Source organism: Nostoc sp. (assembly GCF_036917435.1).
Classification (GTDB): domain Bacteria; phylum Cyanobacteriota; class Cyanobacteriia; order Cyanobacteriales; family Nostocaceae; genus Nostoc.
In genome coordinates, this window is record NZ_JBALDM010000058.1 from 241920 (window position 1) to 264656 (window position 22737).

Below are 22737 nucleotides of genomic sequence, written 5' to 3' on the forward strand. Positions count from 1 at the left end.
ATGACTTCTGATAGCTATTATATTCTTGTTGCTAGACCAAGAATGACTAATACAGCAGATTGCAACAGGCGTGAGGTACAGATCATCGTAGGGGCACAACATGTTGTGCCCTTACCCGTGTACTTTATTTACCCGCAATATGCTGTATAATTACTTACACTTAATTTTGTCATAGGAAATACTTAAGATGGGGCGTATTTTTATTTCTGCGGCTCATGGAGGCAAAGAAGCTGGAGGGGTCGATCCAGGTGCGATCGCAGGTGGTACAACTGAAGCTAAAGAAATGATTCTGCTGCGGGATTTAATTGTCACGGAACTGAGGGCGCGAAATTTGGAGATTTTGGCGGTTCCCGATGACTTGAGTGCCGCCCAAACCATCGCCTGGATCAATTCTCGCGGTCGCCGGGGTGATGTCGCCCTAGAAATTCAATCTAACGCCGCTAACAGCCCTTCTGTGCGTGGGGCTAGCGTCTTTTATATTGTGAATAATAGCGATCGCAAAAGTAATGCTGAACAGTTACTAATGGGTTTGTTGCGCCGCGTACCCCAATTACCCAATCGGGGAGTCAAGCCAGATACAGATAGCGGATTGGGTAGTTTAGCATTTTGTCGGCAGACAACGCTTCCAGCTTTGGCGATGCAAGTGGCGTTTCTCAGTAATCCAGAGGATCGGGCTTTGCTGCAAAGTCGTCGCCGCGATTTTGCATTGGGAATTGCTGATGGATTGGTAACTTGGAGCCGTGCGATTGACCCTACTCCTGGAACTCCGGCAGAACCAAATTATCCCCCAATTAATATTAATATTAATGGGCAAAATTACTCAGAGAAAGGAGTTTTAGTTAATGGTAATGCTTACATTCCTATTGATTTAGTAGACGTTCTACGGATTGACCTTTCAAAAGCAGCTAATGTCAATCGGATTACCTATCATAAAGTAGTTTATGTCAAAGCTATCGAACTGCGAGATTTTAATATTGCAGTCAATTGGGATGCTGGAACTCGTACTGTTAGTTTGCGCTCGAATTTGATGGGTTGCTCTGGTCAACTTTCGCGCGTGATGTCGAACGGTAATACTTCAGAAGTACAGTTACAATTATTTCTGAGAAACAACAATCAAAATTCTTTAGTAAGCTTTCCTGACATTCCAAAACTTTATCGGGAAGAAGCAGGGATAGAAGGAGTGAACTATGATATTGCCTTTTGTCAAATGTGTGTAGAAACTGGATTTTTACAGTTTGGTGGTGATATTAAACCTGAGCAAAATAACTTTGCAGGCTTAGGTGCGATCGGTGGTGGTTCAGAGGCTGCATCTTTTCCAAGTGCCAGAATTGGAGTCAGGGCGCACATCCAACATTTGAAAGCTTACGCTAGTTTAGAACCTTTGGTACAAGAAGTAGTAGATCCCAGGTTTCGTTTTGTCACACGTGGAATTGCGCCATTAATCGATCAGCTATCAGGGCGCTGGTCAGCAGATTTGGATTATAGTACTAAGATTTCCGCAATGGTCAAACGATTATATGAATCAGCAGGACTTCTTTGAGTGTTGAGTAATTTATTAGAGGATGTCTGAGAAGTTTTAGATATATAAATAAATGCTTCAGTTGTCTCAGGTAAGATTTCATAATCATTGCTCAATCGTCGGCACTAGTTGAACCAACCAAAAGTTCGCTCAACTAACCAACGTTTGGGGAGTACAACGAAACCAATAGTTCTTCATGGCGGGTAACAATTTTATTTAATGGAAACATGGAGAATAACGGATTCGAACCGATGGCCTCTGCGGTGCGATCGCAGCACTCTACCAACTGAGCTAATTCCCCTTAGCCGGTGCAAAGTCAAGAGCAATATTACTCATTAACTCAATACACTACCACAATATACTATTCTAACATTCAGTTGGCGATGGCTGAGGCTCTTTTTGGGAATAAATCTTCTGCACCCGTTCCAGTTCCAAATCACTGAGATAATCCACAGTCCAGTTACAGCAGCGCTGGAGCATGTGGAATGGGTAAGTATTCGCTACACCTACAACTTGCATGTGCGATCGCTTCGCTGCTGCAATCCCTGCTGGAGTATCTTCAATTGCTAGACACTCGCGTGGTTGAAGATTCAATTCAGGATATTCTTTATTTAGGCGTTTTACAGCCAGTAGATAACCATCCGGTTCTGGTTTGCTGGTGGTGATATCATCACCCGCGACAATAACTTTAAAATGTTGGTCTAGTTTGGCGCGATGGAGTACGAATTCTATTTCTTGGCGAATTGCACCACTGACTAATCCTAATTTCAGATTCCGCGATCGCACCTGATAGATTAAGTCTTCGACACCAGGATATAAAGGCAGTTTCTCTATCTTCTCTAATTCCACCGTATAAGCTTGGGCTTTGCGGTACAGCAACTGAGTCAAATACTTTTCGTCACCAACTCTACCACGATTCGCTAGTAATTGCTGAAAACAAGCGCGATCGCTGCGTCCTAAAGAAGCTTGACGCTCACTCACCTTTTGGGGTTGGAGATTTTCTTCAACAAGAATCTCATCTATTAGTTGCAGATGGATTGGCTCATCGTTAATGATGACACCATTAAAATCAAAGAGAACTGCCTTTAAACTCATGCGATTGTGCCAAATGCTGGAGATCCAAATCCCTCCAAATCATTATTATCTACTGATGTGGGAGTATAATGACGGACATTTTCAGTTCCTATTGGTTTAACGCCGCTAGTTAGCTGATTTATCCACCATACATCCTGCGTAGGCGTAGCCCGTCGTAGACATCGCACAGATTCAAATCCGGCTGCACCCATATTGGCCTCTATACTACCAGCACCATACTCATGAATATATAGCTCTTCAAAAACATCATTAAGCCATTCTAACTGCCGCAAAGTCTTCTGATTTCCATCTAGAATTAATACTTGTCCTCCACTTACCAGCAACCTAAAGCTTTCCCGCAGAAATGAATAGACAAATATTGTTTGGGATGATAGCAAGCTTAACAGTTTTCGGTGTAAGCTTCCTACCATTTCCGGCTCAAAAAACAACAGCCAGTCAACCAAATTCTAACCTGGTCAATGCAATCACACAGACTATTCATAAAGAATTTGCAGATGCTGATTTGAATCAGATTAAAAGCGTTCTAACAGGCGAACAGAAGGCCGGAGGTGGCACTGGGATGCAGGACACCGTTTTCTACAGCGAACACATTAAAGCCGCGACTGCCGTAACTGAGGTCTTTGGTGATGGGCAGCGTCTCACGGCTGTTATCGTCGAGTATGATATGCCGATCAAAAACAGCAGCCTCTCGACTACCGCCTTCACTGTCACCGGGCGTAATATCATGCGAGTGTATGCCAATGCTCGCGCCGAAAAATCACAAGTGGGCAGAGATGGAAACTTTGTCGTCATCGAACTGGATACAGCCGATTCCAACGCCCCTACTTACAACCCTCAAGGCCCAGTGCTGCGCCAAGCGTCCGTTACCGTAAATCAGACGGCAAGAGTCCAAACAGCATCTGGACTATGGTATGCTCCGACCACTAAACCCATCTCGAACACCCGACAAATGAACTTGATCGTGGATGATTTTCAGCAGTTCAAGTTCACCGATCCAGTGACAGGCTTGGTTCTCACGTATAACCTTTTCATTCCCAAAAACTACGCTCCCAACACGAAATACCCGATGGTGCTGTTCATGCATGATTTGGGTGTCACTAATATCAACCCCTATACGACATTGGTGCAGGGTTTGGGCGCAACCGTTTGGGCCAGTTCTGAGGAACAGGCCAAACACCCGGCGTTCGTCTTGGCTCCGCAGTATCCCGTGGCGCTTGCCAACGATAGTTCCCAAACCTCTGATTACGCAGATGTTACCGTCCGGCTGATACAAGATTTGCAAAAGCGATATAGCATCGACGGGAACCGCTTGTATAGCACAGGACAGTCCGGGGGATGCATGACGGCTATCGCTCTGAACATCTTGCACCCCAAATTGTTCGCGGCTTCATTACTTGTCGCCGGTCAGTGGGATGCGACCAAAGTTGCACCGATGGCGAAGAACAAGCTGTGGATCGTAGTCTCTGAAGATGACGACAAAGCCTACCCTGGCATGAATGCCATCACTGCTGAACTGGAAAAACACGGATCGAGAGTGACCCGCGCCGTGTGGGACGGCAACACCACTGCCGCACAGTTCAAGCGTGACGTGGCGGCTCTGCTCCAAGCGGGGCCGGACAGCAGTATTTATTATGTCGCTTTCCGACAAGGCACAGTGATTCCTCCGGGGCAAAGCAACGCTGGTGCGGCAGGGCACCGGAACACCTGGCGCATCGCCTACACGATTGAAGGCATCCGCAACTGGCTGTTCCAGCAGCATAGGTAATAGCGAACTCGCCTTACAGCCCTAAGCTGCTCAAACGTACCGACCTAAAATATAGTGGCTATTCAAGTGAATAATAATTTGCTTTGATACTAAACTTTACTTTTTTCTACAAAAACGGTTGCCCCCAGCGCTCCCAGTTTTCTTTATTGAACGGCGAGGCGACACCGAATAGCCCGCCGCAGGCATCGCCACTTCAAAATTAAGCTCAATTCCAACTCTTGCCGTGCGCGTCGGTCAACAGGTACATCACACCAAAACGCCGCATTGACCGCAGTCTTCATCCCATAGCAATAATGTAAATCAAGGATTATTGAGACTCAAGTGATTTTATTTACAAATTTTAATATATTTAGCAAACATCTGCTTTCTCTCTGTGGTAGATACTTGACGCTTGTAATCTATTCAGCTACATTTGTAGTATAAAAGTGCTACTCCCCAAAAGTAGTTCTTCAACTTCATCAAAATTAAGTAAGTCAAATGAAAGACAATACAACATTTAAATTGTTACAACTAACTAGGTAATCAATACGGTTCGGTTAAGGTTATTTGATGAAAGTTCTAGATTGCAAAAACGCGATTTATCGCGTTTTTGCGAAGGATAAATTATTGTAGAGACGGCGATTTATCGCGTCTCTTGCCTTAACCGAACAGTATTGACTAGGTAATGGTTTATAAGTCATACCGATAATTTGCCCAATCCAAAATATAAAAGTTAAAATCCAAAATATAAAAAATTATGCCCTACGAAAAGTTAGAAATTACCACACCAGCACCCGTATTATCTTGGGCAAATCACTCCTTGGGGCCAGAAGAAACCAAAATGGCCAAGAATGTGGCATCATTACCATTTGTGTTTAAGCACGTGGCATTAATGCCAGATGTTCACTTAGGAAAAGGTGCTTTAGTTGGTTCTGTAATTGCGACCAAAGAAGCAATTATCCCTGCTGCTGTCGGTGTAGATATTGGTTGCTTCGTAGGAGATACCTTGATTCCTCTAGTCGATGGTAAATCCTATCCTATTAAAGACCTAATAGATTTGGGTAAAGAGTTTATTGTTTATGCTTGTACGCCAACAGGAAAAATCGTTGCGGCTCAAGCAACTGCTAAGTTGACTAGACGAAATGCTCCACTTGTGAAAGTGATTCTGGATAATGGTGAAGAAATTATTTGTACACCCGACCACCAATTTATGCTTCGGGATGGAACTTATAAAGAAGCTCAGTTGCTTGAAACAGAAACTTCCTTAATGCCCTTTTACTCCAAGACTGACAAAGATGGCTACACCCTGATTGTTCAGCCATACTCCAACAGATGGCAAAAAGCCCACTGGATTATTGCCAGGTCTGGGTTACTGGGCAAGATTCCCAGATTTGACGGACAGAAAACAGTTATTCATCATCAGAATTTCCATGAATCCGATAATCGACCAGATAATCTTGAATTCATGGGCGATCGCAATCATTCTGCTTACCACCGCTCTCTAGTAGAGCATAACCAACACTGGCAGTCTGCCGAATTTGAAGAAAAAAGAGTTGCTTCCCTTGCTCAAAAAGCAAAAACTCCAGAAGGATACCAATACTATGCAGAACGGGGAACTAGGAATATCCTTCAATACATGGAACAGCAACCAGAGCATTTTAAAAATGCAGTTGCAGGTAATGGTAATCGGGGTAAGCAATATCTAGTTGAATATAACAAGAGTAAAAAAGGGAGAGAAAAGTCTCAAGAAATTGCTAACCGATACTATACCTGTGAAATTTGTGGTGTAGATGTCAAAACTCCAATTGAACTTCACAACCACCGCAAAAAAGAACATCAATGTAATCACAAAGTTGTAGCAGTAAATCCCCTAAATTACACAGAAGATGTTTACTGTCTAACAGTACCGGAGCATCATAATTTTGCACTGAAATCTGGGGTATTTGTTCATAATTGTGGGATGAGCGCTATCAAAACATCATTTACCGCCGAACAACTAGAAGGTAAACTGAAGAAAATCCGCCTGGATATTGAAGCAACAATTCCTACTGGATTCAACGAAAACAAAGACGTTGAAAAATCTGTTATCAACTGGCAACACTGGGATAATTTTAAAGATTTGCATCGCGGCGTGCAAGACCTACAAAGTAAAGCCATGAGACAGATGGGTTCTCTTGGTGGAGGAAACCATTTTATTGAAGTGTGCCTTGATACAGAGAATCAAGTTTGGCTGATGCTGCATTCTGGTTCGCGTAACATCGGCAATAAACTTGCCCAGTGTCATATTCACACAGCCAGAGAATTAGCGAAAATGGCAGGTAATAAATTACCTGACCCTGATTTAGCTCATTTTGTCGCTGGTACGCCAGAATTCCAAGCATACTGGCACGATTTGCAATGGTCACAAAACTATGCACGTGTCAACCGCGATGTAATGATGGCGCGTTTTAAGCACATAGTTGAGAAGCATTTAGTTGGTGGGAAGGCAACTAAACCTTTATTGCAGGTTAATTGTCATCACAATTACGCTGAAAAAGAAGTGCATTTTGATGAAGATGTATACGTTACTCGTAAGGGTGCAGTCCGCGCCCAAACTGAAGATTATGGGATTATTCCTGGTTCTATGGGGGCAAAGTCTTTCATCGTTAAGGGTAAAGGTAATGCCCATAGCTTTTGTTCTTGTTCCCACGGAGCAGGGCGTTTGATGTCTAGAAATAAGGCAAAAAATGTCTACACACTTGATGATTTGATCGAGCAAACTCAAGGTGTAGAATGCCGCAAAGATGAGGGGGTGTTAGATGAAATTCCTGGTGCTTATAAGTCGATAGAAAAAGTTATGGAAAATCAAGCAGATTTGGTTGAAGTTGTAGCAACACTCAAGCAAGTTCTTTGTGTGAAGGGATAAATTTTTAGGGTGGGTAATGCCCACTTTTTTTTTAAACGCAGAGGCACGCTGAGGGAAGCGCAGAGGTACGCTGAGGAATAAATGATTGTTTTAAGTGAATCAACTGAACAAATAGAGCCATCTGCTAGCGCTAGCGAAAATAAATTGATGACTGAGGCGGCACAATTATTAGGGTGCAAAGTCTACTATATCCCACGAGATTTTGAACGATGTGGTACAGCAGAAAATGCTCTATGGCACATTCCTAATTATCCTAAAGCAACTCTGGGTATTTGGATAGGTTATATTCCTGAGTTTGAGCGTTACCAAACTATATATTATGCAGCTTTGGCTAAGGGGATAAAAAAAACTACTCAATACTCCTTTAGAACACCAAACAGCATTAGAGTTTGACTTATTTTACCCTCACTTAAAAGGATTGACACCTGAAAGTTTGGTAATTACCTCAACAAACGAATGTATTGAGGCTGGTGAATTATTAGGATTTCCTCTGTTTGTCAAAGGCGCAGTTCAATCTATAAAAATGCAAGGATGGAAGTCTTGCGTAGCAAATAATCAAGAAGAATTAATCAGAATTACAGAAGGGTTATTAAAACTTAAATATCATTCACGAGGTAGAGTTATTGTTAGGAAATTAGTAAAATTGCGATATACACGCCTAGCTCCAAATGGTTTTCCAATGGGAAGAGAGTTTAGATGTTTTATTTATAATCAGCAAATTCTAAAATATGGATATTATTGGGATGGGCAAGATGACTTGAGCAAGTTATCAAAACCAGAAGAGGCGCAAGTATTAAAGTTAGCAGTCTTAGCTGCTGAACGCCTTAGTGTTCCTTATATAGCAATTGATATCGGGCAATTAGAAAGTGGAGAATGGATAGTTATAGAAACAGCCGATGCACAATTTGCTGGTCTTTGTCACATTCCTGCACTTGAATTGTGGAATAAGTTAAAAGATATAAGCTACTGATGGTTTTTTATGCTCCATTCCCCAGGTGTCGAGCCAAGCTGACAGGTCTGAGCCTTCAATCCATTTACCTTATGGGCTATCAGCAATTTTCACCGCCTCTTAAGGTGTAGGGGCAATTCATGAATTGCCCCTACGGGTGTACCTCACATAAATGAGAACCGCTCATAGCGCTAACATTTAAATTTGGTGTCTTTTCAAAATTACATTGTTAAAGATTGAGGATTTGTCTCAATCAATTTTGCTAAATCTTGCAAGAACGCCGCAGCATGGGCACCATAAATAATGCGGTGATCGGAAGTAATGTTGACTTGCATTTGTTGCCGCACGCCAAATAAACCGTCGGGTGTTGCTACCACTTGCGGACGGGATGCCCCGATCGCTAAAATTGAACCTTGTCCAGGTGGCAAAATCGCATCAAACTTGTCTACGCCAAACATTCCCAAATTCGACAGGGTAAAAGTACCACTGTTGTATTCTTGAGGCTGTAGTTGTTTTGCCCTGGCACGTTCTACCAAAGACTTCCAAGTACGCGATAGAGAATAAATATCCACTGCATCTGCATTTTGCAGCACAGGTGTAATTAATCCGCCATCATCCATCGCTACTGCTACGGAAATGTTGATATCAGAATGATAAACAATACCTTGGTCTGAGTAACTAGCATTTAACAATGGGTGTTTTTGCAACGTTAATGCTACAGCTTTCGCCAGTAGCGCTGTCATTGTCACACCTTTGGATTTAATTTGTTTATAAAGTTTGTCTAACCCATCAGTAGTAATTGTATAACCGACACGGAAGACGGGCACGGATATGGTAGCTACCATGTTCCGCACTACGGCATTTTGGAAGGTAGTTAGAGGTACGATTTGACCAGGAACAGCCGCTACCACGGTTGCGGGTGCTGGTGTCCGAGGTGCTGGGGGTGCAACTGGGGCGCTGGTTGATACAGGTACTGGTGGGACAACTGGGGCGGTAGCGGGTTGTTTGCCCTTATTAGACAATGCTTCTACATCTTCGGCGACAATGCGACCGTAGGGGCCACTACCTTGGAGTGTAGTTAAATCAACTTTGAGTTCTTTGGCTAACTTGCGAGCGCGGGGTGAAACTACAAGCCTTCCTTCTTTGTGGTTAGAGCCGTTTTGAGACGTTAAGGCAGGTGTTGCAACTGCGGCTGTGGCGGCGACTGTTTGCGGGGATGAGGTAGGAGTAGCAGCCACGCCGGAGGAATTGGCAAGAGATTTCGCCTGTTCAATTTCAGCTTCCGTTTCGGCGATAAAGGCGATCGCAGATCCTACCGGGGCAGTTTCACCAGCTTCAACTATGATATGGGCAAGAAAGCCTTCATAAAAGGTTTCTACATCCATATCTGCCTTATCTGACTCTACAACCACCACTGTTTCGCCTTTTTCCACCTTGTCACCGGGGGATTTCACCCAGGAGACGATTTTGCCTTCCGTCATGGTAGAACTCAGAGCCGGCATAAATACTTCGTGAATGCTCATAGGGTGGTTTGGAAATCAATGGTTTATGGACTTTAACAGGTTTTGTCAGATCGAATTGTATCTTGATGGGAGAGTTTTAGTCTTTAGATTTTATATTTTAGGTTGGGGCATTGGGCATTGGGCATTGGGCATTGGGCATTGGGCATTGAGCATTGGTTATTTGCTTGTCTCCCTCATCTCCCTCATCCTCCCCACTCCCCACTCCTAACCCCAGGAACCTAAATATAACTTAGAGGTCTATAATACAGAACTATCCTCAATGGTTAGCAAGTATTTTGCTCTCGTTTTTAGTCGTTGACTTGCAAAAAACACCACGAGTTTCTCACAGATTAAATGGGATTGCGATTTGTATTCCTCATACCCAATGCTTAAGATACAAGAGCTTCTTACAGGTAGAGGATACGGGATGCAGTTCAATCTAGAATTCAAAATTGGTAATAAACCTATTTGAAATTCCTATTTACTTTTATGTCGGCAAAGCTGAAATTCTTTTTGATTCTGATATTAGGTATCTTTACCACTGCTGGCGCTGGAGTATATATTACCCAACACCAGCAATCTGCACCGATTGTTGAGACTAGCAGTTATGGGCAAACCCAGCAGATGGGAGCAATACATCAGTCTCAAGAGGTTGTGGCATACTCAGATCGTTTTGATTATAAAACTATACCTTTAGAAAATATCAACTCATCTCTCCAAGGTAGCGATCCTGCTACCCTCGCGCTGAATGCTTTTGACAACATAGCAACAGTGAGAGGAACGCGAAAGGTAGAGGTAGCTTATCCACAACGAAATCAAGCTTTAGTGACGATTACACAAATCAAGCGGGGTAATGATTCGGTTGGTATTCAATATCGAGTTGAGATGACTACCTTCGGGCGATCGCTATTTATTAGCTCTCCTCCAGTCTGGCAAATAGTTTGGGCTGGCTCCCAGGTTGAATGTTTGGCTGGGAGCCGCTCTCACACAAAGTTAAATCACATCTGTCATTAGTCATTAGTCACAAAACAAATGACTAATGACAATGGACAAATGACAAATTTAAAGATCGCCGCGAATTTCTTCTACAACGCCGTCGCGCAAAACGATTTCGACTTGCATTTTGCTAATCAGGTTATCACCGATTTCTACTCGGAAAAAGCCTTCCATTTGAAATTGGTTGACTTCCTGATCTTGCTGGAGAAATTGCACTTGCTGGAGGTTTTGCAGCAACTGATTTTTCTGCTCTAGAAATTCACTTTTCTTTTGATTGACTTGGAGTTGAATATTGTCAATTTGTTGGAGGGTCTGGGGGCCGGGTGGTTGCAGACTCTGCTTTTGAATTGCTGCGACCGCTCTTTGTCCTTCTACGTCTAGTTGTTGCAGTTGCTGATCTAGTTGATTGATCTGCGTTTGCAGCTGCTGTTGTACTTCCTCTTTCCACAGGGGAGTCACGATGACTTTGACGTTGACGACACGTTTCAGAAGCAAATTAGATTTGGAGACATCCATAAATATTTCACGTTCACTCTTTACAGTTGGGAGGTGGAATTATCAGGCAAACATGCCGTCAATAATATCGCTATAGCGATCCGTGACGACATGTCGGCGAACTTTTAGTGTTTGTGTCATCAAACCATTTTCGATGGAAAAGGGTTCTAGAATGAGTTTGAATGTCCCAATGCGGTCATCCGGTCGATAACCTGGACGATTTTGCACTTCTCGATTCAATTCTTGCCGAAATAAATCCTGGATCATTCTACTCTCCCAGTCAATTTTTTGACTAGGTGAAGAAGTGGCTGGATCATTCTGCGCCCATTTTTCTAAGGCTTCGACATTGGGGACAATTAAGGCTCCCAGGCTGCGCTGATCTTGACCGATAAGCATAATTTGATCGATGTATGGCGATCGCAAACAAGCATCCTCAATGGGCTGTGGCTCGATGTTTTCCCCGTTAGTCAATACAATCGTATCCTTTGCTCTGCCAGTCAGCACTAAGTCGCCTTGTGGTGTCAGCCAGCCCAAATCGCCGCTATCAAACCAACCTTCCGCATCAATGGCTTTCGCTGTCGCTTCGGGATTTTGGTAATAGCCTTGCATAATCTGTGGGCCCCTCAACAATACTAAGCCTCGCTTCTCTATTGGCAAAGGCGCTTTTGTCTCAGGATCTATGATTTTAGCTTCTGTTGCGGGGAGTGGTAGCCCTGATGCCCCAATCAAATTTCGCCAAGGACGACGCACATGGGTAACGGGAGAAGTTTCTGTCAAACCATAGCCTTGCAAAATCTGCACGCCAATAATTTCAAAGAAGTTATCGATGTGTCTAGGAAGCGCACCGCCGCCGCTAATCATCTGCTTGACTTTTCCGCCTGTGGCTTCTCGCACTTTGGCATAAACCAGTCGTTCTCCCAAGGTGTGTAGGGGTAATAAAGCCAATGCTTGGATCTTAGCTGCTAATCGTTCGACGGCTGAGGCATGAAGATTATTTAAATCCAATCCCTGAGCAGTTCGCTGCGCTTTGATATATTTATCGCTAATGCCCAATAAAAAGTTAACTAGGCGTTGTTTATTCGCCGGTTGTTCGCGGAACTGTTTTTGCACTCCTTCATAAATCGATTCCCACAAACGGGGTACACCCACCATGTAGTTGGGTTTAAATTGTCTCAAATCTCCTTTCACAGAACGCAGATTAGTATAAACTTGCGTGCAACCCTGAGATAGTAGGTAATATTCCACAGTCCGCTCGTAACTATGCCACGAAGGTAGAATACTGAGAACAATGTCGCCAGCATTTGGTTGCAATACCGTGCCAAAGGTTATCACTTGGTGCATCAAATTTTTATAAGACAGCATTACACCCTTGGGTTTACCTGTAGTGCCAGAGGTGTAAATTAGGGTTGCCAAAGCATCACGATTTTGTTTAACTGGCACAAAATTATGATTTTTCCCAATTTCAATCAACTGTGCAAAGTTCAGCACCTTTATGGTTTCGTCTGTGGGTGGTGCTTCATCTGAAAGTAAGATAACCAACTGAATTGGTAAATCGTTTAAACGCTCTTGCAGTTTTTTAAGTGTCTTTAAATCTTCAACTACGATCGCGGTGCTACCGCTATTAGTGATGATAAACAGCAGTTCCTCTTTTTCCGCTTGGGAGCTACGCACCGCATCAGAGGCTCCAGCAGTCATGATGCCTTGATCGGCAATAAACCACCGGGGACTGTTGTCAGAAATTAAGGAAATGCGATCGCCTACCTTCACTCCCAACGCCTGTAACCCAGCAGCAAATAGTTGTATTTGCTCCGCTAACTGGGTATAAGTAATCACTATTTCTGGTTTGGCATGGGGGCTGCGGAGGGCGACAACATCACCAAATCTTTGAGCCGCCAAAGGCCAAACTTCTGGTAGCGATTCCACATTTGTGTAATCGACTAAGCGCTTCAATGCCTCGCGTTCTCGCTCACTGATGTTAGATAAAAAAGAAGACGCGGTTTGGGTTTTTGACATCACACCTTACCTAAAATATCTGAAACTAATTGTTTTTACAGCTTATTTTGTTATTCCGCTACAACAACCGTCATTATTATCCACATTCCCTTCTGTGTATAATAATTCCAGGAATTCCACGTTTATATTCACAAAAATTTATGTTAAAGTTAGTTTACATAGAGTGCAAGCAATAGATGGACTGAACGTGAATCCTGCACATAATATTATGCTTGCACCTAAAAACAGCGATGTCTACGACGGGCTATGCCTACGCCTACTTTTCACAGGAGATGATTACCTATGAATTTGATAGACGCTATACTGCTAACGCTCATCAACGCAGCAGCGTGCATTGTGTTTCCTAAGCTTGTAGCTATTTTTCTAGCGAATAAAACCAAACCTAATGAAGTGTCGCTAAATGGTTCAAAATTGCAAACAGCCAAAGTTGAATTGACGAGTTTTCCTTATTGTACAGCTTACTCGTTGACAGGTAGTCAATACTGCAAATTCAGTCCTGATTTTTGTTCTAAATGTTCTCCGAATTGATGGACTATTTGCCAGATTGGAAAAATTTATTTTTTCTAATACTTGTATTGCTGCGTCTACTTATTCCAGCCATCACACATCCTACTATAATTGCTGAAACTCTTATGCTGTAAGTATTTATCATTTCCACACAAGTTTATTGAACAGTACGTACATACTTTCAACACAACCCGTAGATCCCCGACTTCTTAAAGAAGTCGGGGATCTTGTTTCTCAGGGGATCTTGTTTGTCAGCAATGATTCAGGATTGCTATAAAGTCACAAAAACCTGATAATTCCTGCCTCTTACCTTTACCAAGCAGTATTACATAGCCCGCCGAGACCCGAAGTACAAGGCTAAGAGCTACTTGAAATCCTGATGGTTCCACTACATCTTTGTTTCCTTGCCAGGGTCTAACTCAGTATAATTACTAATTGAAGTTAGAGTACAGATATAACTAATATAACAATTAATATATTAATTGTTAAATCTATTACATGAGAGCCAAACAGCTTTAATGCCCAAACAGCCTGAAGTTGGTCAGTTTATTAAGAAACTTCACAAACTTCTTGGGTTGACCCAGAAAAAGTTTACAGCAAGCATTATTCGTAGTGAGCGATTCATCGCTCATAGCATTTATCAGGACTAAAGTCCTAACTACAAACTTTATATTTCCACCTAGATATTTAGAGGTAAACAAGATTATGTACAAAAACTTCTGCAAACTATCTTGATTATCTACACATTCAACTATTAATTCCAAATAACAGGTTTCACCATGATTCGGAAACAAATTACAGAGTTTTCTCTAGAAGATGGCACAACATTTTTAGCGGAAGTTGATGAGCCAGAAAATAGCAATTCTCTTGTCCGTGTTGCCAGACCAGACGCTGGACAAATGGTAGTTGAAGCTAAAAAGAAATTTGATGAAGTATTAGACCAAATACAACCTGTAGCTTCAGCAATTATCATCAAACTGAGTCAGCTTAATACACCTGCCGATGAGGTAGAAGTTAAGTTTGGTATTAAGTTAAATGCTGCTGCGGGTGCAATTTTCACTTCTGTAAGTGGTGAAGCTAACTACGAAATTACCTTGAAATGGAAGCAAGACAAGGCATAGTAAAGTATGGTATCCATTGCAGATAATTATATTCCAGCTTTTAGGTCAGCGATCGCTCGAATTTTCCATCCCAATGGTGCGGTAGTTGGTGTAGGTTTTTTAGTCTCTGGGCGAACTCGAAATTATATCCTGACATGCGCTCATGTTGTTACCTCGGCTCTATCTTTACCAGAGGATATTGTTGAAGCTCCTAGTGATGATATTTACTTAGATTTTCCTTTAATTGCATCAGGGCAACAACTAAAAGCTAAAGTTGTTTTTTGGCAACCTGTTGTCAACAAAGTATCAACATCCGAACCTGAAGATATTGCTGGGTTGCAAATAGAAGGGCAGTTGCCTAAAGAAACGCAACCTATCAAGCTCATTTCAGCTAACAACGTCTGGGGGCATCCTTTTCGCATATTCGGTTTTCCTCATGGACACAATGATGGCGTTTGGTCTACAGGGGTGTTGCGAGACGAGCAAGGAAAGGGATGGGTGCAACTGGAAGATAGTAAGGTAACTGGCTACAGGGTAGAACCGGGCTTTAGCGGTGCGCCTATATGGGATGAAGCCCTTGCAGGAGTGGTTGGTATGGCTGTGGCGGCGGAGAAACAGCGAGAAGATATCAAGACTGCTTTTATGATTCCGGGCGATGTATTGAGCAAAGCATGGGATGAAATAACCTTGCCGATTTCATCAAATACACATACTCAAAATAGTCTAAGCCGGGTGCAACAACTCAAAAGTAAGACTTTGCAACAACGCTTTGAGGCTCTAAGTAGTGACTATGAGGCAGCTTACAACCAACTTAACTATACACTTAGCGCGAGCGATCGCAATATCATTCAACGCCAAATCAATACCATACTACAAGAACTCGATCGAGTAGAAAGCGAACTTAATGCCATTTAAATACAATGAAAAATTCCTCAGAGTCACGAAAAAACTATCTAGAACAGTCAATAGCCCGTTTAAAAGTTGAGATTGAAAGTATCAGTCAACAAATAGGTTGGACGCTTAATGATGTTGATAAAAATAAATTACAAAGGCAAGTCGATCATAAATTTGAGGAAATAGAAAAAAATGAATCAGAGTTAACCCAGCTAAATAGACAATCTCTAGAACCAGTCGATCTTGATAAGATTCCATTCTCTAATCGTGATGCTCCAATTAGTGAAATTACGGGAATTAATTCTCCTCCTTATCATTTGGTAACTGCTCCTGAAGGTTACGGAAAAACAGAATTTCTCAAACAGATACAGAAGCATTTCCAAGAATTAGAATGGTGCTGTACTTATGCTTCTATATCTAGTTATGAAAGTATTGAAGACTTAGAAAAACGATTAGTAAATTCTCTTCGACTTACGTTTCCGCAATATTGTAAATTAAGTCGTGCAGAGCATTTAGACTTACTGTTACATGAAATTTGGACTCAATGGCAATCCCAGGAGAAAAAAGGTATTGTACTACTAATTGATCTAGATGGCATTGCCCCACAAAAGCAACGTTTAGATGAAATTTTTAATGATTTTAAAGAATTTGTAGAGAGAATTCAAAAATCCTTAAAAGACTTAAAGTTCTTTAAAGATAATTACAGTAGATTTCGAGTTGTTATTGCGGCTCGCTGTCTGATTGATATCCCCTTGGAGCGAATTTTTCCTAAACTAACACTCTCTCCTTTTAACTGGGAAGTAATTCAAGATACAGCAACAAAATATCTTAAACCAATCGAGATGACCTCTGAAAGTCTTGCTCTACTAGCAGGACACTTACTGTATTTAACTGGTGGACATCCAGGATGTATTGCTGAAGCCCTAAAGGTTTATCGAAGTGGTAGTTACACAGTTAACCGATTTCTAAATAGTTATGGGAACAAAATATGGGAAAGAACCCTAAAAAAATGTAGAGATCAGATTAAAGAAAGCTTGAGAAAAGAAAATGATAATCTATACGAATCTATTGAAAAATTAAGTGTATTTCCTATACTAAATGGCCCTTGGATATTAAAGGAAGCCTTTCAAAGATTTCAGTTACCTTTCAGTGGTGACAGCTTTAAATTAAGCGCTGAATTGACAAAAACATCTATTTTTACTCGTGAAAAAACGATTATTAAAGATGACATGACAAGGCGATTATTAGTTATTGGTCTTCTTCGAGAAAGTTCACCTGAGAGCTTTCGAGAGCTTTGTAGTGAAGCAGCTGAAATCTGCTTGGGATATATTCATGAGCTTAAATCCAAGAATGATTCTGCTGTAGCAGGAATTTGGTCAATGCAGTATTTTTTTCAAATTCTTCAGCGAGATGCTGGATTTATCAATAGTCTGGCTCATCGACAAAAACTCCGCAAAAGTTTCTTCGATCAAACCGTTGAAGAAACTCTGGGAATATTTCGCAATACAGATAGAGAGCAATTCCATGAATTTATTTATACGCTGAAATCTGAAGTAGAAAACGACTGGGAATTTCAGTTTCTTGTAAATTATTATCTGCACAATGATGAATATAATGATACACCCTATAGATTTTTAATTCAGAAGCTGGATGAAGCTATTCAAAATAACTAACTAGGGAGTTTTTGCAAAAATAAAACAGGAGTCCTATATTATGTCTGAAATAGATAAATTAGAGTTTGTTGGTCGTGAAGAACATTTAGATCGAATTATTTCCCTTGTTCAAGAAGCTAAGACGCTACATGTTGTTTTGGTGGAAGGTAGAGGTGGAATTGGCAAAACTTGGTTGCTTAATGAATTACAAAGCCGTCTAAACAAAGTTCAAATCGGGACAAGTGAAATTATTGATTGCGATACTCCTGTTTTTAATGATGCAGAAGATTTATGCACTCAAATCGCCAAGCAATTGTATGATACTACATATCAAGAATGGCTTCTCCGGCTACGACAACTACGAGAAGATGAAAACCACCTCAGTCAAACTGCATATCAAGAAGAACGGAGACAGCTTGAAAAGTTTCTAGTTGATGAAATTAATCGAAAATCCAAACAACAGAGACTAGTATTTCTAATTGATACAGTTGAGAAGTTAGGACAACCAGAGGTAAGAGCCGAAGTTTGGGAATATATTGGTAATCTATGTCACCAACTAGATAACGCTATATTGATTTTTGCAGGACGCTCTAGCATTGCTCGTAAAATTCTAGAAAAGTCATTCAAAGAAGATGAATTAACTTATTTGGAGTTAAATGAATTTACTCGTGAAGATGTACAAACATACATTCTTTCCAAGGAGGAGCAACTTCATTTTACTCTTGGAAAAGACTTAGTTCAAAAGATCATAGTTCTTTCTGGTGGCAGCCCCATCATGATTGAATTTGGAGTAGAGTATGCTTATCGAGAAGTTATTCCAGATTGGTTAGAGAGTGAAGATATAGAAACTATTCCAGCCAGGTTGGAAAAAACAGGTGGATTTGAAGCTGAGATGGTTCGACATATTACACAGCTTCGGACATCAATGGATAGGCTAACCCTGTTGCTTTCACGTATTTACCCATTAGATAGTTCTGATATTGCTAATTTATTGGAACTATCGACAGAAGAGGCTCAAAGATTATTTATTGATGCACAGAGCTACTTTTTTATCAAACCAGTAATGGGTGGTTATCAAATAGCATTACATGATATTGTGCGAGACTTAGTTGAGAAATATGTGTGGACAGATATTGATCCTGATGATGAATGGAGAAAACGAGATAGTCGCATTGCTGCCAAATATTTTGAGAAAAAAGATTATGAATTAGGGCCACAAAAAAGGATATTAGAGGTTCAACTTGATTCTGATGATTCTCATAAAGTAGCTAATATCGAGTTTCTGATTGAAGAACTGAAACAACTACGAGAATTCAATACTACGCGATGGCTATGGAATGCTTTATATGCTGATCTGACAATAGGCTTTGAAACTTGGTATAAAGTTACGAATACAATCCGTACTCAAGCTAAGAAAATTAGCTTTGTAAATCAATTATTGGGAATTGTAAAACAGTTTGAAAAAGACCTAAAACCCGACCAAAAAGTTGAACTAATTATTTTTGAATCAAAGATTGTTCACGCCCTTAAAGACAAGAGTACAACAGAAAATGAGGTGAGAAAGTTAGAGGGAATGCTAGCTGAAAAATATTCTAATTCTTCTCATGAAGCAAATATTTACAATGTCTTGGGAATGCTGAATACCAAGTTACATCTTTATGACGAAGCTTTGAAATATCAGCAAGAGTGTTTATCCCTAGTTCAAGGCAACAAGTTATCATCTGCTATACCTCGCGTAGCTAACCAAGTTGGCTATCTTTATCGACAACTCAACAAGTTTAACGAAGCTGAAAAATATTACAAACTAGGTTGGGATGCTGCTATGGAAGTTGACATACCTGACAAAGGCTTAACTCAAGTTATGGCTAGCATTCAGAATAACTTGGGATTCTTGTATGGACAAGAAAAAGATTACGTAAAGGCTGAACAGTGTTTTAAGGCAGCCATTGATATGTGGTCGAGTGTTGAGAGTAAACGCGAAATAGCCGATGCCGAAATTGCCTCTGCTGCTATTTTGGTAGATAATGGTAATTATATTAAAGCTAAACAGCTACTTGAACGAGCATTAACCCGTTGTGACAATGAGGAAAACGATAATCGAATATTGTGTAGGGCATACTTTCGTTTAGGCTTAAATCAGTGGTTTAGTGCTGAGGTAGTAAATGAAGCCGTTTGGGATGTGACACAGGTAAAGTGGGATCTAGATGTGCTAAGTCACGCTCAAGATGCTTTAGAAAAAAGCCTGAAACTGGCAGAGAAATACGGACTTGAAGAGGAATTACCTGGAATTTTGCACCAAACGGCCAGTGTCTATTGGCATCTTGGGTTTCAAAAGTGCGATCGCACTCTACAAGAACAAGCTCTCGAACTAAACGATCGCTCTTACCAGACTAGTCTAGAGTATAATGACACCCGATATGCCATTGATAGCCTGGTAGGGAAAGCAGAGTTTGATTATTATGCAAAAGCATACAAGCATATTTCAGATTATGCACGAGAACTTAGCGATCGCTTCCAGTCATATCAAGATACCTATCAACTGTACTTTGGTCGAATATTACGGATAGAAGGTGATGTAGCATTTCAACAAGCAAACTACGATCTTGCCTTTGCAAAATATGCTCAAGGCATACCCCAAATCTTCCAGGATGGAGGTTTTGGGCCGTATTCAATTAAACATGAGTTAAATCTGCTGCAAAAGAAAATTGAACGGTTGCCTATAGAACTTTCTAAAACCCTAATTCAGCAACTAAAACATCAGTGGCAAGATAATAAAGCTCTCAAAGAATGGTGCGATCAGCAAATGTTTTTAACTAGAATCCGTGCAACAAAACAGCCATCTTCTCATGCTTAGTAAAAAAATTGATCGACCTAAAATTTTAGTTTCTCTCAATTCTACCTGCATACCAACTGGGCAATGCGATTGTGATGGAGGGGACTGTGCCTGTGACTTATCCCCTTTAGCAGAATTAAGCTCAGATATATCATTATCTCTAGGGATATTTGAGACAGAGTTTGTGATATCTCCCAATTCACAAATCATGAATCTAGATGATACTTATTCTATCTGTTATGGAACCGATCATAAAGTAGCAATTCTGAATCAATCCGCATTATATTTACTAAATCTATTTACAAATCCTCATAAATTAAATGATATCATAACAAGGAATACTCACATTAACCAAGCAGACTTACAGACAGCTATTCAGGAACTATATCAAGCCCGTTTAATTGTTCCTAAAAATAATAGCTCATTTAACCTAAATGAAATACCAGAAACTTTATCAGCATGGTTACATATTACCGATCGCTGCAACTTAAGATGTGACTACTGCTACCTTCCCCATTTAGCAAGGGATATGTCAATAGATATAGGTAGGGCAGCTATTGAATCTACATTTCGCTCTGCTAGCTTAAATAATTACCGCCGCGTCAAACTAAAGTATGCAGGAGGAGAAGCCTTACTATGCTCTCCTTTAATTAAGGATCTCCATTTGTATGCTCAATCTCTTAGCAAAGAAAGAGGCATTATATTAGATGGAGTTGTTCTCAGTAATGGAACATTGATTACGCCTGAGATTATTGAGATGCTTAAAACATTAAATCTGCGTCTCATGATTTCACTAGATGGATTATCAGATTTCCACAATATCCAACGAACTTATGCAGGCGGAAAGGGTTCATTTCAAGATGTTGAACGGGGTATTAAAATTGCTTTGCAAAATGGGATTATACCCGATATTTCTATCACCGTTAGCGGGCGCAATGCAGAAGGATTACCCGATTTAATTGAATGGATATTAGAGCATAATTTGCCCTTTAGTTTAAATTTTTATCGTGAAAATGAACTATCAGCTTCTTACGAAGACTTGCAATTAGAAGAATCTAGAATGATTCAGGGAATGTTAACAGCATTCAAAGTTATTGAATTGAAATTACCTAATCGAAGTTTATTAGGTTCATTAGTTGATCGTGCTAATTTATCATCTCCTCATAAACGAACTTGTGGAGTTGGGCAAAGCTATCTCGTATTTGATTACCAAGGAAAAATTGCCAAATGTCAGATGCAGCTACATAAAACTGTATCCTCAATTGACAGTGAAGATGCTTTAAGTGTGGTGCGGCAAGATAAAACGGGTATTCAGAATTTATCTGTTGATGAAAAAGAAGGCTGTCGTACATGTGAATGGAAATACTGGTGTACGGGTGGTTGCTCTCTGGCTACGTTTAAGGCTACAGGGCGTTATGATATTCAATCTCCAAATTGCAATATTTACAAAGCTTTATACCCGGAAGCTCTCCGGCTAGAGGGTTTACGTCTTCTTAAATATAGTTAAGTTAGGTTTTGATTCTCCCTAACCCTACTTAATATGATGTACCTCATCCAATCAGGAAACGCTATAAATATATCCGCGTTGTAGAGGCAATTTATGAATTGCCTCTACAAATGTACAAATAATTTTGGATAATTTATGTTTTGGGAGTCTATTGTTGTAGTCCCCTACTTATATTCTTTTTCTGGTACTCTAAAAGCTGCATATTTCCATTCATTACCTTCTAAATATTCAATTTTAAATTCTCCCTTAGTTACTAAACTAATATTTTTTAGTTGCACGGTTGCATTTTCTCCTAATAGAACACATTCAGAGTTGCTAGTGGTATTTTGATTTGGGGTTGTACTTATTTGATTAATGACTTTACGCTGCAACTCTTGATACTGTTGCTCAGTTATTAACTTAGAATCATATAGCTTCTTTATGTCTCTTAGTTGGGTTTCTATATCTGATCCACCTTGATTTGACACGTTATCTACTTTACAAGTATCTGGCTTAAAAGCAATTTTTCTTACAGGATGATCCCACCATTTAGAGGCTTGAGTTAACCAATTAGTTGTTCTTGTTGTATGTACTACTTTTACTTGATTATCAGTCAGTTCTAAACGAACCCAATCAGTCGATCTTTTTTGAATCAAACCAGCAAATCCCCACGACAAAATACTTCCTACTGAAACTCCAGAATCTGCTAGACGAAGCTTTATAACTCTAGGTTCTATAGCTTGTGCTATGTTAATTGGAGCCGAAGCTATAGAGCCAATATTATTAGTAAGCAAAGCACGATTCTTTTCTGTAGCACTAGAAGGCTTTACTGCTGTATAATTTGCAAGCAATACTGCTACTAGCAAAATGCTAACTTTTTTGCTCATAATTATTATTTGTTCTACTGAAAAACGTGTAAATTAATAGACTATAATAATTAATTTCGGCTTGTCAAGAAAATAATATTTAAGGCTAGCACTTTCAAGGTGGCTCCTGAAATCTCTGCTTTATCCTATGCGCTGGGCTAGCTACAACGAGGGGGAACCC

The 22737-nt window shown here is 40.7% G+C and carries 18 protein-coding genes, 1 tRNA gene and 2 pseudogenes; 11 read left to right on the forward strand and 10 right to left on the reverse strand.

Annotation, left to right across the window (positions count from 1 at the left end; translation table 11 throughout):
- The first annotated feature begins 187 nt into the window (after window positions 1-187).
- Entirely contained in the window at window positions 188-1540 is a 1353-nt protein-coding gene (gene tftA, locus V7K98_RS28475; protein ID WP_335028124.1) for a hormogonium tapered terminus morphoprotein TftA, read from the forward strand.
- Here the strand turns inward: tftA and V7K98_RS28480 are convergent.
- The 4 genes and pseudogenes from V7K98_RS28480 to V7K98_RS28495 all read right to left on the reverse strand — a co-directional run.
- A pseudogene (locus V7K98_RS28480) lies at window positions 1480-1701 on the reverse strand (transposase); the annotation flags it as partial. The gene tftA and the pseudogene V7K98_RS28480 overlap by 61 nt on opposite strands.
- Window positions 1702-1747: 46 nt before the next feature.
- Window positions 1748-1820 (reverse strand) — tRNA-Ala (locus V7K98_RS28485).
- A 65-nt stretch (window positions 1821-1885) separates the two neighbouring features.
- A complete protein-coding gene (locus V7K98_RS28490; protein ID WP_335028126.1) occupies window positions 1886-2614 on the reverse strand; it encodes an HAD family hydrolase in 729 nt (242 codons plus the stop codon).
- Window positions 2611-2961 (reverse strand): annotated as a pseudogene (locus V7K98_RS28495) (methyltransferase type 11); the annotation flags it as partial. The pseudogene V7K98_RS28495 and the gene V7K98_RS28490, both read right to left, overlap by 4 nt.
- Window positions 2962-3173: 212 nt before the next feature.
- Here V7K98_RS28495 and V7K98_RS28500 point away from each other — a divergent pair.
- Window positions 3174-4379: a hypothetical protein gene (locus tag V7K98_RS28500; protein WP_442940452.1), complete on the forward strand. Its 1206-nt coding sequence runs from the start codon at window positions 3174-3176 to the stop codon at window positions 4377-4379.
- A gap of 143 nt (window positions 4380-4522) precedes the next feature.
- Here the strand turns inward: V7K98_RS28500 and V7K98_RS28505 are convergent, their stop codons facing one another.
- Window positions 4523-4660 carry a hypothetical protein gene (locus V7K98_RS28505; RefSeq protein WP_335028130.1) on the reverse strand — a complete coding sequence of 46 codons (138 nt, stop codon included), beginning with the start codon at window positions 4658-4660 and terminating at the stop codon, window positions 4523-4525.
- 455 nt (window positions 4661-5115) lie between these two features.
- On the opposite strand from V7K98_RS28505, the gene V7K98_RS28515 reads away from it, so the two are divergent.
- The 3 genes from V7K98_RS28515 (at window position 5116) to V7K98_RS28525 (ending at window position 8233) form a co-directional block, all read left to right on the forward strand.
- A complete protein-coding gene (locus tag V7K98_RS28515) occupies window positions 5116-7263 on the forward strand; it encodes an RtcB family protein (RefSeq protein WP_442940451.1) in 2148 nt (715 codons plus the stop codon).
- Between the two features lie 81 nt (window positions 7264-7344).
- Entirely contained in the window at window positions 7345-7656 is a 312-nt protein-coding gene (locus V7K98_RS28520; protein WP_335028132.1) for a hypothetical protein, read from the forward strand.
- A 25-nt stretch (window positions 7657-7681) separates the two neighbouring features.
- Window positions 7682-8233, forward strand: coding sequence for an ATP-grasp domain-containing protein (locus V7K98_RS28525; RefSeq protein WP_335028134.1), 552 nt, complete (start codon window positions 7682-7684; stop codon window positions 8231-8233).
- A gap of 200 nt (window positions 8234-8433) precedes the next feature.
- On the opposite strand, the gene V7K98_RS28530 is transcribed toward V7K98_RS28525, so the two are convergent.
- A complete protein-coding gene (locus V7K98_RS28530) occupies window positions 8434-9735 on the reverse strand; it encodes a dihydrolipoamide acetyltransferase family protein (RefSeq protein WP_335028136.1) in 1302 nt (433 codons plus the stop codon).
- A 97-nt stretch (window positions 9736-9832) separates the two neighbouring features.
- Complete coding sequence (locus V7K98_RS28535) at window positions 9833-9937, reverse strand: histidine kinase (RefSeq protein ID WP_335028138.1); 105 nt, start codon at window positions 9935-9937, stop codon at window positions 9833-9835.
- Between the two features lie 266 nt (window positions 9938-10203).
- On the opposite strand from V7K98_RS28535, the gene V7K98_RS28540 reads away from it, so the two are divergent.
- Window positions 10204-10728, forward strand: a complete 525-nt coding sequence (locus V7K98_RS28540; RefSeq protein ID WP_335028140.1) for a hypothetical protein — start codon at window positions 10204-10206, stop codon at window positions 10726-10728.
- A gap of 48 nt (window positions 10729-10776) precedes the next feature.
- Here the strand turns inward: V7K98_RS28540 and V7K98_RS28545 are convergent, their stop codons facing one another.
- Both V7K98_RS28545 and V7K98_RS28550 read right to left on the reverse strand, forming a co-directional pair.
- Window positions 10777-11226, reverse strand: a complete 450-nt coding sequence (locus tag V7K98_RS28545; protein WP_335028142.1) for a YlqD family protein — start codon at window positions 11224-11226, stop codon at window positions 10777-10779.
- A gap of 42 nt (window positions 11227-11268) precedes the next feature.
- Window positions 11269-13218 carry an AMP-dependent synthetase/ligase gene (locus tag V7K98_RS28550; protein WP_335028144.1) on the reverse strand — a complete coding sequence of 650 codons (1950 nt, stop codon included), beginning with the start codon at window positions 13216-13218 and terminating at the stop codon, window positions 11269-11271.
- A 1286-nt stretch (window positions 13219-14504) separates the two neighbouring features.
- On the opposite strand from V7K98_RS28550, the gene V7K98_RS28555 reads away from it, so the two are divergent.
- The 5 genes from V7K98_RS28555 (at window position 14505) to V7K98_RS28575 (ending at window position 21711) form a co-directional block, all read left to right on the forward strand.
- Complete coding sequence (locus tag V7K98_RS28555) at window positions 14505-14846, forward strand: CU044_2847 family protein (RefSeq protein ID WP_335028146.1); 342 nt, start codon at window positions 14505-14507, stop codon at window positions 14844-14846.
- A 6-nt stretch (window positions 14847-14852) separates the two neighbouring features.
- The gene (locus V7K98_RS28560) at window positions 14853-15740 is read left to right on the forward strand and encodes a trypsin-like peptidase domain-containing protein (protein WP_335028148.1); all 888 of its coding nucleotides are present in this window, start codon (window positions 14853-14855) and stop codon (window positions 15738-15740) included.
- Window positions 15741-15745: 5 nt separating this feature from the next.
- Entirely contained in the window at window positions 15746-17392 is a 1647-nt protein-coding gene (locus tag V7K98_RS28565; RefSeq protein WP_335028150.1) for a hypothetical protein, read from the forward strand.
- A 40-nt stretch (window positions 17393-17432) separates the two neighbouring features.
- The gene (locus V7K98_RS28570) at window positions 17433-20225 is read left to right on the forward strand and encodes a tetratricopeptide repeat protein (RefSeq protein ID WP_335028152.1); all 2793 of its coding nucleotides are present in this window, start codon (window positions 17433-17435) and stop codon (window positions 20223-20225) included.
- A gap of 187 nt (window positions 20226-20412) precedes the next feature.
- A complete protein-coding gene (locus V7K98_RS28575; RefSeq protein ID WP_335028154.1) occupies window positions 20413-21711 on the forward strand; it encodes a radical SAM/SPASM domain-containing protein in 1299 nt (432 codons plus the stop codon).
- 164 nt (window positions 21712-21875) lie between these two features.
- Here the strand turns inward: V7K98_RS28575 and V7K98_RS28580 are convergent, their stop codons facing one another.
- Window positions 21876-22577: a hypothetical protein gene (locus tag V7K98_RS28580; RefSeq protein WP_335028157.1), complete on the reverse strand. Its 702-nt coding sequence runs from the start codon at window positions 22575-22577 to the stop codon at window positions 21876-21878.
- Window positions 22578-22737 lie beyond the last annotated feature (160 nt).